This window comes from Sphingobium xenophagum (genome assembly GCF_031457465.1).
In the GTDB taxonomy this organism is placed as follows: domain Bacteria; phylum Pseudomonadota; class Alphaproteobacteria; order Sphingomonadales; family Sphingomonadaceae; genus Sphingobium; species Sphingobium xenophagum_A.
Window position 1 is genome coordinate 1 of sequence record NZ_JAVDWV010000025.1, and the last position, 14,832, is coordinate 14,832.

Genomic DNA, 14,832 nt, shown 5'->3' on the forward strand with positions numbered 1-14,832 from the left:
CCCGATAGATTTTGCCATCGAGGGTGGGGCTCGCCCCACCCTCGATGAAATGCTACGCATCCCATGGATGTCGCGCTTCAAATCGAAACCACAGCAGCAACGTTCAAATGTCACAGTCGCGCAAAGTAGAGATGTCTCACTTGGGCTACCGTGCCCTCCGGCTGTTCGGAGGTATTGAGCATGGCGGTGTTGCGTATGAGTACCGAGGAGCTTTCGCGGGTCGAGACGCTGATGCATGTGGTTTCAGGTCGCATGACCGTTACCGAGGCAGCGAGGCTGATGAGCGTCAGCCGCCGCCACGCCCATCGACTGTTGACGCGTTACCTTGACGATGGATCATCCGGGCTTTTGTCGCGCCGCCGTGGTCGACCAAGCAACCGGCGCTTGGATGATGCTATCAGAGATCAGATTGTCGCACTGGTTCGGACCCATTATCATGATTTCGGACCAACCTTGGCCCGCGAGTATCTTGCCGAGCGGCATGATCTCCGGATCTCGCGTGAGAAGCTGCGGCAGATGATGATCGAGGCCGGGATTTGGAGGGATCGTCAGGCTCGCCGTCCTCGCCCATATCAGCCGCGCTATCGCCGGGACTGCCGGGGTGAACTGATCCAGATCGACGGCTCGAAGCACTGGTGGTTTGAGGATCGCGGGCCGCAATGCACGCTTCTCGTCTATATTGACGACGCGACCAGCGAGCTGATGCACCTCCAGATGGTCGAGAGCGAGAGCACCTTTGCCTATATGGAGGCGACCCGCGCGTACATCGAGCGACACGGCAAGCCGGTGGCCTTCTATTCTGACAAGCACAGCGTTTTCCGCAACGCCAAGGCCAGTGCGGCGCGGGGCGACGGTATGACGCATTTTGGCCGCGCGCTCCATGCGCTGAACATCGAGATCATCTGCGCCAACTCGCCGCAGGCCAAGGGCCGGGTCGAACGGGCCAATGCCACCTTGCAGGATCGCCTGGTCAAAGCGATGCGCCTGGAAGACATCTCATCGATCAAGGACGCCAACACCTTCCTCGACAGCTATAGGGCCAGGCACAACGAGCGGTTCGCCCGACCCGCCTTCGATGCCCGCGATCTGCACCGCCCCCTTGCCCCGCATGACGATCTGCGCTCGATCATGGTCTGGCGTGAGCAGCGAACCGTGACGGCAGCGCTGACGCTGCATTACAACAAGGCGATGTTCATTCTGGAACCGAACGATGTCAGCCTGGATCTGGCGCGCAAGCGGGTGACGGTCTGTGAATATCCCGACGGTCGATTGGATATCCAGCATGAGGGCCATGTCCTGCCCTATCGTCAGTTCGACAAGATGCGGCAGGTGAACCAGCCTGCCATTGTCGAGAACAAGCATCTGGACGCAGCGTTGTTGCTGGCAAAGCAGATGCAGGCGATCATGCCCCATCATCGCAAGCGCAACAATGACGCCCCTGCCCGCCGTGACCAGCCCATGCATATGTTCCCCGAGCCAGACCCGCCACCAAAGATCGACCGCCGCAAACTGGGTGGCTCGAAGCTCAAGCGCGGTCCCAGGCTCAGTGATGAGGCGTTGCGCGAACGCGGTACGCTCAGCTTCCTGCAGAGGATATGACCGGGCCCACTGCAGGGCAGCGGGTCCATGGTCCACCACCCCGAGGTCGGCGCATCAGCAGGGTCTGCGCTGCGCTATTCCGATGGCTCCACGCAGCCCCTGCTGTTCCACAACCTGTGACATTTCTATATGGCAGAGAATGTGACTTCTCTATTTAGCGAGAACATTTGACATGATCGTTACATTCGATGGATGCGCCCCACCATATGCTATCCGGCCTCTTTTCATCATAGAAGCGTTTGACGTTCGCACATTCTGCGCATAGGCGCAGGCCCACATTCACCCACGGGGTGTCCTGGCGCTGTCAGGGCTGAGACGCGGATCGGGCGCAAGGGGTGCCTAGTCCGCAAACCCGCGAACCTGATCCGGCTCATACCGGCGGAGGAATAGGGACTATGCGTCGTTACGCCATCATCTCGTTTACCTGTCTGTCCACCCTGCCCTTCGCATTCTCCAATGTGGCGCGAGCGGCGGAAGGGAGCGAAGCGGATCGCATCCTCGTCACGGCGCGCGGGCGCGAGGAAGCCGAGATTGGTGTGCCCGATACGGTGACCGTCTATGGTCCCGCCGCCATTGCCGCGCGCAAGATGGCGACGATCGATGATTTTATCGCGGCGACGCCTGGCATCTTCATCATCAATGATCAGGATCCGGGTACGAATGTGATATCGGTACGCGGCGTATCGACCAATCGCAGCCAGTCGCCCTCTATCGCCTATATCGTTGACGGTTTGGCCCTCGCTGACTCCGAACTCTTCACCCTGCGGACCTATGATGTCGCGCGGGTCGAGATATTGAAGGGACCGCAGGGCGCGTTGTTCGGCCGCTCGGCATCGGGTGGCGCGATTGCGGTGGCGACGAATGAGCCTGGCCCGGATTGGGGCGGCGAGGCAGCGGTCGGGATCGGCAACGGGTTCACTTGGACTGCCGATGGCGTGGTCAATGCGCCCCTGTCCGACCGTGTGCAGGTGCGGTTGGCGGGTTCCTACCGCAACGGCGAGGGGTTCATCCGTAACAGCTTCCTGGACAAGAAGGTCGATGGCCAGATCAGCCGCAACCTGCGGCTGAAGGCGACGATGGCGCTGAGCGAAACTGCCACGCTCAAGTTGCGTGCGAGCTGGGCCGACGAGGAAGGCGGCGCGGCCTACATCTCGTCGGGCAATGTGACTGGCCTCTATGGCGGGCGGCTGGCAGGCGAAGCGCTGACTGATCCATTCGGGGATTTCGAAGGGCGTTCGGACCGCAATTATTGGGGCATTCAAGCGACTTATGAGCAACTTCTGGGCGATGCCTTGAGCCTGAGTTGGACTGGCGGCTATGATGAATATCATAAGGATTTCGTCGAGGAACTGGATTTCCGCAATGACACGCCAATCACGCTGGGCGGCATTCCGCTCTTCCCAGATGGTATCCAGCCCATCTCTCAACCCGTTGATATTCTGGCATGGACCAGCGAATTGCGGCTGACGTCGATGACCGATGGTCCGCTACGCTGGCATGTCGGGCTGTTTTTCCAGCGGCTGGAGCGCGACCGGACCGACGATTTCGGGCCGTTGCTGTTCGGTGCCGAGGCGCTGCGTGCCGAGACACGGTCGAACCAGATCGGCGTCTTTGCCCAGGCGAGCTACGACATTGCCCCGACGATCGAATTGACCGCGGCGCTGCGCTACGACCGTGATCGGCGCAAGGAAGATACGGTCGGCACGGCCAGCGACGCGCTGGTCGCGCAGCGGGTGCAGACCTTCGACAAATGGCAGCCCAAGATTTCGCTCGCGTGGCGGCCCAATGCGAACCTGACCGCTTATGTGACCGGCGCGGTGGGTTTCAAGGCGGGCGGGTTCAATCCCCTACCCGGCCCAGCCGATGTGTGGGAGGCGGTGTTCCCCAGCGAGACGACCAAGTCGGTCGAGGTCGGTGTCAAGGCGCAGAGCAGCGATGGCCGGTTGCGCGGGTCGATCGCGGGCTTCGTGACCGATTACAGCAATTTCCAGAATACGGTGTTCCTGGGCAATTCGGTGGTGTTGTCGGTGTCGCAGGTCGATGTCCATGGGCTGGAGGCGTCGGGGGACGTGGCGTTGGGCGCAGGGTTTCGCGTCGATGGCGGGATCGCCTGGACGCATAGCCGGACGGGCCGCTACCTCACCCCCAACCCGACGCCGGAGCCGGGCGAGCCAGCGATCGTCGATATGAGCGGCAAGCGGACGCCCAACGCGCCCGACTGGACGGTCAATGGCGGGATCGGCTGGCAGGGGACGGCCGGGCCAGCGCTGGTCGATGCGCGGCTGAGCGTTGCCTATGTGTCGCGGGTGGATTTCGAGATCGACAATATCCTGCATACGCCGGGCTACACGTCGGTCGATGGACGGGTCGGGGTGACGCAGGGCGCTTGGACGTTCGACATCTGGGCGAAAAATCTGTTCGACAAGCGTTGGGCGATTTCCGCCTTTGGCCAGCAGCAATTGCCGCTGTTGCTGGGGCTTGGTCCCAATGGGCCGTTCGACAGTTTCACGATCAATACGGGCCGCCAATTCGGTGCAAGCGCCGCAGTCAAGTTCTGACAGGAGACGAGAAGATGGGCTTTTGCGCAGAGATTTGGGAAGAGGTCGCGCCGTTGCGGCGGGCGATTCTCGCACACCCCTTTCTGAGCGAACTGGCTGCAGGCACTCTGCCCTCCGCCAGTTTCCAACATTATATCGTTCAGGACAGCCTCTACCTTGCCGAATATGCACGGGTGCTGGCGATCGCGGCGGCGCGCGCGCCGAGTGCGGCCGGGCGACTGGAATTTTCCGATGGCGCGAAGGTGGCGGTGCAGGTCGAGGAAGGGCTGCACCAGGCCTTTTTCGCGCAGTTCGGGGTGAGCGGCGACATGGCGGCCGGGGTTGAGCCCAGTCCGGCGTGCCTCGGCTATACCAGCTATCTGGCCAGCCTGGCGGCGACGCGGACCTATGAGGAACTGATCGCGGGGATATTGCCTTGCTTCTGGGTCTATTGGGAAGTGGGCTGTGCAATCCGGCCGCAAGCAGTCAACCCTAACCCCTATGCGCCGTGGATCGATACCTATGCCGCGCCTGAATTTGGCGAAGCAACGGATCGAGTGCGGGCGTTAGTAGACGCGGCGGCGGAAGCAGCCACTCCAGCGGTACGGGACGCCATGGCCAAGGCATTCCGGGTGGCGACACGCTATGAATGGATGTTCTGGGATTCGGCCTATCGGCGCGAAAGCTGGCCGATCTGATCCCGTTCAACTAAGGCGTTTACCGACGACCGAGGGACGACACATGCCCCCCTCCCCAACCGATATGCGTACAGCGATGCGGACAAAGGTTGTGACATTTTGCTCCGCTGTTGGACAGCCCTGTCCATCAGGCGCGGGCGGCGGTGATGATGATTTCGACCTTGTAACCTGTGTCAGCCAGCTTCGCTTCGCCGGTTGCGCGGGTTGGGGCAGCGACGTCGGCGATCCAGGCGTCCCAAACGGCGTTCATTTCCGCGAAATCGGCCATGTCGGCAAGCCAGATGGTGGCGCGCAGGATATGCGCCTTGCTGCTGCCCGCCAATGCCAGCAGGCGCTCGATCTCGGCGAGTGTTTCCTGCGTCTGGTTGGTGACGCTGTCGCCCGGCGTGCCGACCTGGCCCGCGAGATAGACGGTGTCGCCATGGATGACCGCTTCGCTCATGCGCGGGCCGGTTTCGATGCGGGTGATGGTCATGAGTCTTCTCCTTGGAAACGTCAGCGGCGGTAGCGGGCGAGGCCCAGGTCCGCAGTTTCGATGGCCGGAGGGCGGCCGCCGATAATGTCGGCGATCACCTGGCCCGACCCGCAGGCCATGGTCCAGCCCAGCGTGCCATGGCCGGTGTTGAGGAACAGATTATCGAGCGGCGTTGCACCGATGACGGGGGTGGAATCGGGAGTCATAGGGCGCAGGCCGCTCCAGAAGGTCGCCTGCGACAAATCGCCCGCGCCGGGGAAGAGCGTGCTGACACTATGGTCGAGCGTGTCGCGGCGGGCTTGCGGCAAGTCATTGGTATAGCCCGATAGTTCGGCCATGCCGCCGACCCGGATGCGATCGCCCAGCCGCGTGATCGCGACCTTGTAGCTTTCATCGAGCAGGGTCGAGACCGGGGCGGCCTCTTCCCGCACGATAGGGACGGTGATCGAATAGCCCTTCACCGGATAGACCGGCAGACGCAGGCCGAGTGGGGCAAGGAACAGCGGCGAGAAACTGCCCATCGCGACGAGATAAGCGTCGCCGGTTACGGGGCCATCGTTAGTCACGACATGGCTGATCCGTCCGGCTTCGCGCGCCAGTCCCTGAATGGTGCGGCCCATCAGAAATTCGACGCCGCGTGCGCGGGCCATGTCGGCGAGCGCATTCGTGAATTTGAAACAGTCGCCGGTTTCGTCATTGGGCAAACGAAGGCCGCCTGCGATCGGCGATGCACTAGCGGCGAGGCCCGGTTCGGCGGCGATGCAACCGGCGCGGTCGAGGACTTCGAAGGGCACATTGTCCGCGCGCAGCACCTCGATATCCTTGGCGATGCCGTCCAGTTGCTTTTGTTCGCGGAACAGTTGCAGCGTGCCCTGCGTGCGTTCGTCATAGCGGATGCTGGTCGCTGCGCGCAGCGCGATCAACTGGTCGCGGCTATATTCGGCGAGGCGTACCATCCGCCCCTTGTTGATGCGATAGTCGGTCGCGTTGCAATTGCCGAGCATCGCGATCATCCAGCGGATCATCGCCCTGTCGACATTGGGGCGCAGGATCAGCGGGGCATGTTGCATGAACAGCCAGCGCAGCGCCTTGGCCGGGATGCCGGGTGCGGCCCAGGGGGAGGCATAGCCGGGCGAGATTTCGCCCGCATTGGCGAAGCTGGTTTCCTGCGCGACGCCGCTCTGGCGGTCGATGACGACGACTTCATGACCGGCCTGCGACAGATACCAGGCGGAAGTGACGCCGACGACGCCGCCGCCCAGAATGACGATCTTCATGGCTTATTGCTCCTGAATGGCGGCGGCGGGCGTGGGCAGATAGGTGCGCGCGTAGCGGGGGCCGAGCCGGGTCAAAATCTCGTAGGATATCGTGTCCGCCTGCGTGGCGACATCATCGATCGACTGGTGCGGACCGATGAGTTCGACGGCGGCTGCGGGATAGAGGAGATAGTCGGGGACGTCGGTGACATCGAGCGCGAGGCTATCCATCGAGACGCGGCCGACGATCGGTGCGCGCACGCCACCGATATAGGCAAAGCCCCGGTTGCTAAGGTGGCGCGGCCAGCCATCGGCATAGCCGACTGAGACGGTGGCGATGTGCGAAGGGCGGTCGAAGCGATGAGTGAGGCCATAGCCGACCCCTGCCCCGGCATCGACGGTGCGTAGCTGGACAATATAGGCGTCGAGCGCGACAACGGCGTGCATGGGGTTGGGCTCGCCATGGGGCGCGCCGCCATAAAGGGCGATCCCGGCGCGGACAATGTCGCCATGGGCAACGCCCGACGTCATGGCACCGCCCGAATTGTCGATCGAGCGGGGCACGCCGGGGAATTGCCGGGCTATCGCATCGAAGGTAGCGCGCTGATGCGGGTTGAAGCTGTCGTCAGGATGATCGGCGCAGGCGAGATGGGTCATGACCAGTCGCAGGTCGATGCCTGCCAGCCGATCCGGCTGATCGCGCAAGGCCGCAAGGTCGGTGGGCGCGAGGCCGAGGCGCGACATGCCGCTGTCGACCTGGATCACCGCCGGGAGCGCGCGGTTAAGTGCGCGGGCCGTTGCCGCCCAGCCGTCAATTTGTTCGAGTGAATTGAGGACAGGGAGCGCGCCGATCGCCGCGCAAGCCGCCTCTGCGCCGGGTTGCACGCCATTGAGGACATAGAGGGTCGCGTCGGTCGGCAGATGGGGTCGCAAGGCGGTGGCTTCGCATAAATGGGCGACGAAGAAATGGCGGCAGCCAGTGTCGAGCAGCGCACGCGATACCTCGACCGCGCCAAGGCCATAGGCATTGGCCTTGACCACGCCTGCGACACTGGCGGAGGCCACTTGCGCGGCGATCAGCCGGTAGTTGGCGACCAGCGCGGCAAGGTCGATGCGCAAAGTGCCCGCCATCTGCAAATCCATGCCGCTTCCCCTTCTCATCTTGCTGTAGTGTAGATCACGTTTCTTCGAAATGGGATGGCGAATGATCGAAGAATATTGCATTTCCTGCTGTATATTAGCCGATTATCGCAATGGATTCGTAGATATGGCCATTTCCTTCGATACGATCGACCGCGCGATCCTGCGCCTGCTCAAGCTCAATGCGCGCCGGTCCAATGCCGAGATCGCAGCCGAGGTCGGGCTGTCGCCGTCCGCCTGCCATCGGCGCATCCGGCAATTGGAAGCGCAGGGCGTCATTCGCGGCTATACGATCGTCGCGGGCGGGCGCGATGACAGCCCACTAGTCAATGTCGTGGTGCAGGTGACGCTGGATCGCCAAACCGAGGATTATCTCGCCCGGTTCGAACATGCGGTGCGGCAATGCCCGGAAATCCGCGAATGTTTTCTGATGACCGGCGCGGTCGATTATTGGCTGCGGGTCGAGGCGGACAGCGTGGATGCCTATGAACGCATCCACAGCGAGATATTGTCCCGCTTGCCCGGCGTGACGCGGATCAATTCCAACATCGCCATGCGCGATGCGTTGCGGCCACGCCGAGGCAAGGGATGACTGTGCGGGTCAGAAAGCGTCCGCTTCCAGCGCCATGAGCGTGGTTTCGCCGGCCATGATGCTGGCGGCCAGGGCGTCGGCCTGGGGCAGCATGCGTTGCGCGAAGAAAGCGGCGACGGACTGCTTGGCGTTGTGGAGCGGTGTGTCGTCCTGCGCAGCGGCGGCCATGCGGGTCCACATCCAGCCCATGGCGACGAGCGCGAAGAGGCGGAGATAGTCGACTGCGGCCGCGCCGGACGCATCGACCGACGCACCGCGTAGGGAGGTGGTGACATCGCGTAATTTGCTAAGCGCCTCGCGGGTGCGGGTTGCGATCGGCATGTCGGTGGTGTCGAGATCAGCGGCGATCAGGTCGAAAAAGCCTTCGACCACCGCGCCGCCGGACAGCGGCAATTTGCGCGCGACCAGATCCATCGCCTGCACGCCGTTGGTGCCTTCGTAAATCTGGGCGATGCGGGCGTCGCGGACATATTGTTCCATGCCCCATTCGCGGATGTAGCCATGACCGCCAAATACCTGCTGCGCCTGCACCGCGCTTTCAAAGCCCATGTCGGTGAAGGCCGCCTTGACCACCGGGGTCAGCAGCGCGACCAGCGCGTCGGCCTTGGCCCGCTCGGCGGCATCGGGATGGGCGTGGGCACGATCGAGCTGGAGCGCGGTCCAGCCCGCCAGCGCGCGGCCCGCCTCGACAAAGGCGCGGATGGTGAGCAGCATGCGGCGGACATCGGCATGTTCGATGATGGCCACCGGGTTGCGCGTGCCGTCGGCGCTGCGGCCCTGGAGCCGCTCCTTGGCGTAGCTGGCGGCCTGACCGTAAGCTGCGCCGGCGATACCCAAGCCTTGGATGCCGACCATCAGCCGTTCGGCGTTCATCATCGTGAACATGGCAGCAAGGCCGCGATGCGGCTCGCCGACCAGCCAGCCGGTCGCTTCGTCATAATTCATGACGCAGGTGGGCTGGGCATGGATGCCCATCTTCTTTTCGAGCGCGCCGACCGACATGCTGTTGCGGACGGTAAAGCCGCCATCGGCGTCGGGCAGGAATTTGGGGACGAGGAAGAGGCTGATCCCCTTGACGCCGGGCGGGGCGTCGGGGAGGCGCGCGAGGACGAGATGGACGATATTGCCGCCGAAATCATGATCGCCCGACGAGATGAAGATTTTCTGGCCGGTGACGGCATGGCGGCCATCGCCGAGCGGCACGGCCTTGGTCTTGAGCAGGGCCAGATCGGTGCCTGCGCCGCTTTCGGTAAGCGCCATCGCGCCGGTCCATTCGCCGCTGACCAGCGGGGCGAGATAGGCGGCTTTCAAGTCTTCGCTGGCATGGGCGATGATCGCCTCTACCGCGCCGCGTGTTAGGCCGGGGAAGAGGCCGAAGGACAGGTTGGTGGCCGAGAGCATTTCGTCGAGCCACAGTTGGAGAATGAAGGGCAGCCCCTGCCCGCCATGGTCCGGCGACGCCGCGAGCGCGGGCCAGCCGGCCGCCACGAACTCGCGATAGGCGTCGGCAAAGCCCGGCGGGGTGATGACGGCGCCATCGACCAGGCGGCTGCCCTGTTCGTCGCCTTCGCGGTTCAGGGGTTGGAGACGGTCGGCGCAGAGGCGCCCCGCCTCTTCCAGCACGGTGATTGCGAGATCGGCGTCCACGTCCTTGCAGACTTCGGCCATCGCTTCATCGAAGCGCAGGACGTGCGTCAACAGGAAGCGGTAATCGTCGATCGGGGGGACGTAGCTGTACATTGGGCCTCTCCTGCTGGCGTAGTCGAGGACTATACCAAACAGCTGTTACAGTCAACTATCCGCCGGGGAGACGGCCTGCCGGCGCGGCCACTGTATCCGATCATCGCATCAGTCCGGCCTTGCGCAGCGCGTCTTCGATGATGGCGCTGACGCCGGTCGCCTTGTGCGCTGGTTTGGGGGTTGGTTTTCTGGCGTGCATGGGTTGCGGCCGGATGCGTTCGCCGGGCGTGGGGGCGGATTTGCGGGCGGGTGTGGCGGTCATAAGCCCCCAAGCCTGGGCAATCTGTCCGGTCGAGGAGATGCCTGCTTCGAGCATATAGGGCGCGGCGTTGCCATGGCCGTCCGGGCCGACGGTGTTCAGTGGGGTGCCATGGCCCATGCCGATAATCTCATAAGACTCGATCGCCGCCCTGCCCTTTTTGTCGCGCCAGGTGCGGCGTGGACTGCCGTCGATGATTGTCTGCTCGCTGGGCAAGCTATCGACGCCGTGCAGCGATTGCCATTGGGCGAGGATGCGGTCGGCATTGGAGGGGGCGACGGTCTGGTCGGCGCTGCCCTGCCAGACGGAAATGGTTGGCCATGGTCCCTGATGGCCGGACGCCGCCTTGACCAGCTCGGGCAGGCGATCATCGGCGGGATAGCCCTCGCCGCGCATCCGGGCGAAAGCGTCGTTGACCGAGGCCGCGCAACCGAAGGGCAGCCCGGCGATGATCGCGCCGCCCGCGAACAGTTCGGGATAGCAGGCGAGCATGATCGACGTCATGGCGCCGCCCGCCGAAAGTCCGGTCACGAAGATTCGGCTTTGGTCGATGCCATGGGTGGCGACCATCGTGTCGATCATCTGGCGGATCGACAGGGCTTCGCCGGAATCGCGCCAGGAATCGACGGGCGAGAACCAGTTGAAGCAGAGGTTGGGGTTGTTCGACCGCTGCTGTTCGGGGAAAAGCAACGCAAAGCCCTGCTCGTCGGCGAGATGCGACCAGCCTGCGGCGTGATCATAGCCCGCTGCATTCTGGGTGCAGCCATGGAGGACGACGACCAGCGCCGCGCCTTTGGCGAGATTTGCAGGCACATAGGTTCTGGCGCGCAGGGCACCGGGATTGCTACCAAAGGCCAGCAGATCGTCCAGCCGATCCGGGACCGGATCAGCGGAATGACCATGCGCCATCGTTCGAAAACGGGCGAGTTGGGCAATGGTGGAACTTAAACGCATCATCATATTGTCTCCGGCGCGGCAGGGGCCTCCATTACCCTATAATGCCTGAACCGCACATATCGTTGCTGCGATGCACAATATAATGACCGCCCATTTACCCCTATCTTTATGAGCTAAAAGGGATAAATTTATGAATTATATTGCAATGCAGCACATATTCATGCATCTGGTTCCGGCCAATGTTCGGCGCGTTGAGCCGCTTCGATCAGGCTTTTGCCGGTTTCCGAAGCGGCATGGGCCGTCATCGTCACGGCGATACCATCAGGGCCGTCCAGCAGAACCAGTCCATCTTCGGCGCTGGCGATACCTGGCTGCGTCTGCGTACCGGCAATGGGGGGATCCGCGCTCATGAGGAATGGCTTTCATTGGATGAATGTTGAGGACCGGCATCGATATAGAGATAGTCGGGGCTGAATTGCCCCCGTCTTGCGAGCCCCTTAACGTCGAGAATATCGACGAGGGAGGAGCGGAAGACGCATAAACCCTCCTCCCGCAACTGGCGCAGGACGCGATTAGCATGGACATTGGTAATGCCGCATATTTCGGCAATGTCGTTTTGGGTAACGCCAAAGGCGAAGCGTTTGCCGTCGCTCAAGCCGACAGGCTGTAGCCGGGCATTTGTTTCGCTGAGGAAATGCGCCACTCGACCGACCGCGTCCAACCGGCCGAGGCGGAAAAGCCAAGCGCGATGGATAGCCGCGTCGAGCAAGGTGGAAAACCATAATTTGCGGGTCAGTTCCGGCTTGGTTGCGTTGATGCCGTCCAGCGCCCGGTGGGGTACGATCGCAACCGTCGCCGCGGTCAATGTCGCCACGTCATGATCAAGCGTTCTAAGCGGATAGGCATGCAGGTCGACAAAGTCGCCTGGCACCTGAACGGCGACGAGTTGGCGCATGCCTTCCTTGTCATCAAGATAGCGGCACATGAAGCCATCAATCAACAATGTGCTGTTCGACAGCGTTTGACCGGCACTGACGATGGTGGTGCGCGCGTCGATAGTGCGGACCTCGGATATGGCATTTTCCAATATGGCGCGCTCCTCCAACGCCAGATGGACGCCCCGCCGCCCCTTCAGAAATCGATCCGTGAACAAGATATTGTCCTTCATATAGACGGCGACCTTCGCCCCGGTCGCCATTGAAGGCATGAACGGGCCGGCGCGCGAGTATATCCAGATGATGGGCCGAAATCGTCATGATATAGATTAGTATTTGTCGGAAGGCCGCAACTTGCAAGCTGACCGCGGGTTCTCCCGCCATGGCATTCCTACGGCCCCTCCCCGCGAACACTGCCGGGCAATACATTGCCTTCGTTCGCATGTCCGCGCGCTTTCAACCAAGGATTTTTCATGGCCAAGTCAGACAAGCCCACTCGTCCGTCCAGCATTGTAGCGGCACAATCGGCCCGCATGGCACCCCCGCCGCCTCCCGCAGATGGCGTGTCGGATGTCTATGCTGAACCGCAGGCCGAAGGCGGCGAGACGCATCAGTGTGCTGGCGGTGACGTAGCCATCATGACGACCGCCCAAGGCATTCCCGTCGCGGACAATCAAAATTCGCTGAAGCAGGGCGCGCGTGGGCCGACATTGTTGGAAGACGCTCATTTTCGCGAGAAAATGTTTCACTTCGATCATGAACGTATCCCTGAGCGCGTCGTTCATGCCCGCGGCTATGGCGCGCATGGCTATTTCGAGCTGACGGAATCGTTGAGCGATGTGACGCGCGCCGATGTGCTGCAGCGGGTGGGCGAGAAAGTGCCCGCTTTCGTGCGCTTTTCGACTGTTGCCGGATCGAAGGGGTCAGCCGACCTTGCCCGCGATGTGCGCGGCTTTGCGGTCAAGCTCTACACGCAGGAAGGCAATTGGGATCTGGTCGGCAATAATATCCCGGTCTTCTTCATTCAGGATGCGATCAAATTCCCCGACCTGATCCATGCCGCCAAGCCGGAGCCGGACCGGGATTTCCCGCAGGCGCAGACCGCGCATGATAATTTCTGGGATTTCATCAGCCTGTCGCCCGAAGCCATGCATATGGTGATGTGGACGATGTCTGACCGGGCGATCCCACGTTCGCTGCGCACGATGGAAGGTTTTGGTGTCCATACGTTTCGCCTGGTTGATGCCGAGGGCAAGTCGACCTTCGTCAAATTCCATTGGAAGCCCAAACAGGGTTTGCAGTCGGTCGCCTGGAACGAGGCGGTCAAGATCAACGGGGTCGACCCGGATTTCCATCGCCGCGACCTGTGGGACGCGATCAATGCGGGCGATTTCCCCGAATGGGAATTGGGCGTGCAGTTGTTCGACGACGCCTTCGCCGACAGTTTCGATTTCGATGTTCTCGATGCGACCAAGCTGATCCCCGAAGAATTGGTGCCGGTGCGGATCGTCGGCAGGCTGGTGCTGGATCGGGTGGTCGATAATTTCTTTGCCGAAACCGAGCAGGTCGCATTCTGCACCCAGAATGTGCCGCCGGGCATCGACTTCAGCAACGATCCGCTGCTGCAGGGGCGCAATTTCTCCTATCTCGATACCCAGCTCAAACGATTGGGCGGCCCCAACTTCACGCATATTCCCATCAATGCGCCCAAATGCCCGATGGCCCATTTCCAGCAGGACGGGCATATGGCGATGCGCAATCCCAAGGGTCGGGCCAATTACGAGCCCAATAGCTGGGGCGCCGAGCAGGGTGGTCCGCGCGAAGACCCGGCCAAGGGTTTCGTCAGTGTCGCCACGGTCGAGGACGGTCCCAAGCAACGGGTCCGGTCGGAGAGTTTTGCCGATCATTATAGCCAGGCGCGGCAATTCTATATCAGCCAGATGCCGATCGAGCAGAAGCATATAGGCGATGCGATCGTGTTCGAGCTGAGCAAGGTCGAGCGAGCCGACATTCGTTCGCGGACGGTATCGCATCTGCGCAATATCGACGAGACGCTGGCGGCTACTGTTGCAGATGGTTTGGGGCTACCCCTGCCGGAGCCTGCAAAGGCGGCGCGCGCCACGATCATGGACTTGCCGCCGTCCGATGCGCTGAGCATCCTCAAGAACGGACCGGACAATTTCAAGGGCCGCAAGCTCGGCATCCTTTTGACCGATGGGGCCGATGCCAAGATGTTCGACGCGCTGGTCAAGGCGGTGGACAAGGAAGGCGCGGTCTATGAGGTGATTGCGCCCAAGATTGGCGGCGTTACTCTGTCCGATGGCACGGCGGTTGCGGCCAAGCAGAAGATCGACGGCGGGCCATCGGTTCTCTATGATGCGGTTGCGGTGGTCGCTTCGGCGGATGGCGCGGCGTTGCTGGCCATGGACGCGGCGGCCAAGGACTTCGTCACCGACGCCTTTGCCCATTGCAAGTTCATGGGGCTTACGGCAGAGGCACAGATCTTGTTCGAAAAGGCGGGTATCGCCGACGATCTGGACGAGGGCTGCCTGCCGCTTGCTACAGCGAAAGACGCCACGAGCCTGCTGACCGCCTGTCGCGGGCTGCGCCATTGGCCACGGGAAATGACCGTGGATCTGGACGCCGTGCCCGACGCCTGATCTCGATCTTCGATCAACCGGGGGCGAATGCGTTTTCGCCTCCG

The 14,832-nt window shown here is 62.3% G+C and carries 12 protein-coding genes and 1 riboswitch; of the genes, 5 read left to right on the forward strand and 7 right to left on the reverse strand.

Features of this window, described 5'->3' with window-relative positions; all coding sequences use genetic code 11:
- Positions 1 to 180 precede the first annotated feature (180 nt).
- From J2W40_RS18825 to tenA, 3 genes are all read left to right on the forward strand, one after another.
- Positions 181 to 1,599 carry an ISNCY family transposase gene (locus J2W40_RS18825; protein ID WP_310227503.1) on the forward strand — a complete coding sequence of 473 codons (1,419 nt, stop codon included), beginning with the start codon at positions 181 to 183 and terminating at the stop codon, positions 1,597 to 1,599.
- 276 nt (positions 1,600 to 1,875) lie between these two features.
- Positions 1,876 to 2,003, forward strand: a riboswitch (TPP riboswitch).
- Positions 1,995 to 4,157, forward strand: a complete 2,163-nt coding sequence (locus J2W40_RS18830) for a TonB-dependent receptor (protein WP_310227504.1) — start codon at positions 1,995 to 1,997, stop codon at positions 4,155 to 4,157. (Overlaps the previous riboswitch by 9 nt.)
- A gap of 14 nt (positions 4,158 to 4,171) precedes the next feature.
- Positions 4,172 to 4,834 carry a thiaminase II gene (gene tenA / locus J2W40_RS18835; protein WP_310227505.1) on the forward strand — a complete coding sequence of 221 codons (663 nt, stop codon included), beginning with the start codon at positions 4,172 to 4,174 and terminating at the stop codon, positions 4,832 to 4,834.
- Between the two features lie 127 nt (positions 4,835 to 4,961).
- Here tenA and J2W40_RS18840 read toward each other — a convergent pair whose 3' ends face one another.
- Genes J2W40_RS18840 through alr form a run of 3 tightly spaced genes read right to left on the reverse strand, consistent with a single transcriptional unit; the run spans position 4,962 to position 7,708 of the window.
- Entirely contained in the window at positions 4,962 to 5,309 is a 348-nt protein-coding gene (locus J2W40_RS18840) for a RidA family protein (RefSeq protein ID WP_310227506.1), read from the reverse strand.
- 20 nt (positions 5,310 to 5,329) lie between these two features.
- Positions 5,330 to 6,586: a D-amino acid dehydrogenase gene (locus J2W40_RS18845; protein WP_310227507.1), complete on the reverse strand. Its 1,257-nt coding sequence runs from the start codon at positions 6,584 to 6,586 to the stop codon at positions 5,330 to 5,332.
- 3 nt (positions 6,587 to 6,589) lie between these two features.
- Positions 6,590 to 7,708: an alanine racemase gene (gene alr / locus J2W40_RS18850; RefSeq protein WP_310227508.1), complete on the reverse strand. Its 1,119-nt coding sequence runs from the start codon at positions 7,706 to 7,708 to the stop codon at positions 6,590 to 6,592.
- Positions 7,709 to 7,832: 124 nt separating this feature from the next.
- Between alr and J2W40_RS18855 the strand changes: the two genes are divergently transcribed.
- A complete protein-coding gene (locus J2W40_RS18855) occupies positions 7,833 to 8,297 on the forward strand; it encodes an Lrp/AsnC family transcriptional regulator (protein WP_310227509.1) in 465 nt (154 codons plus the stop codon).
- Positions 8,298 to 8,306: 9 nt separating this feature from the next.
- Here the strand turns inward: J2W40_RS18855 and J2W40_RS18860 are convergent, their stop codons facing one another.
- The 4 genes from J2W40_RS18860 to J2W40_RS18875 all read right to left on the reverse strand — a co-directional run bounded on the left by J2W40_RS18860 (position 8,307) and on the right by J2W40_RS18875 (position 12,361).
- Positions 8,307 to 10,037, reverse strand: a complete 1,731-nt coding sequence (locus tag J2W40_RS18860; protein ID WP_310227510.1) for an acyl-CoA dehydrogenase C-terminal domain-containing protein — start codon at positions 10,035 to 10,037, stop codon at positions 8,307 to 8,309.
- A 100-nt stretch (positions 10,038 to 10,137) separates the two neighbouring features.
- A complete protein-coding gene (locus J2W40_RS18865; RefSeq protein ID WP_310227511.1) occupies positions 10,138 to 11,256 on the reverse strand; it encodes an extracellular catalytic domain type 1 short-chain-length polyhydroxyalkanoate depolymerase in 1,119 nt (372 codons plus the stop codon).
- Between the two features lie 155 nt (positions 11,257 to 11,411).
- Positions 11,412 to 11,603 (reverse strand): uL15m family ribosomal protein, encoded by a 192-nt coding sequence (locus J2W40_RS18870; protein ID WP_310227512.1) that lies wholly within the window; start codon positions 11,601 to 11,603, stop codon positions 11,412 to 11,414.
- Positions 11,600 to 12,361, reverse strand: coding sequence for a Crp/Fnr family transcriptional regulator (locus J2W40_RS18875; RefSeq protein WP_310227513.1), 762 nt, complete (start codon positions 12,359 to 12,361; stop codon positions 11,600 to 11,602). Before J2W40_RS18875 ends, J2W40_RS18870 begins: the two co-directional genes overlap by 4 nt.
- Positions 12,362 to 12,661: 300 nt before the next feature.
- On the opposite strand from J2W40_RS18875, the gene katE reads away from it, so the two are divergent.
- Positions 12,662 to 14,788 (forward strand): catalase, encoded by a 2,127-nt coding sequence (gene katE, locus J2W40_RS18880; RefSeq protein ID WP_310227538.1) that lies wholly within the window; start codon positions 12,662 to 12,664, stop codon positions 14,786 to 14,788.
- Positions 14,789 to 14,832: the final 44 nt, after the last annotated feature.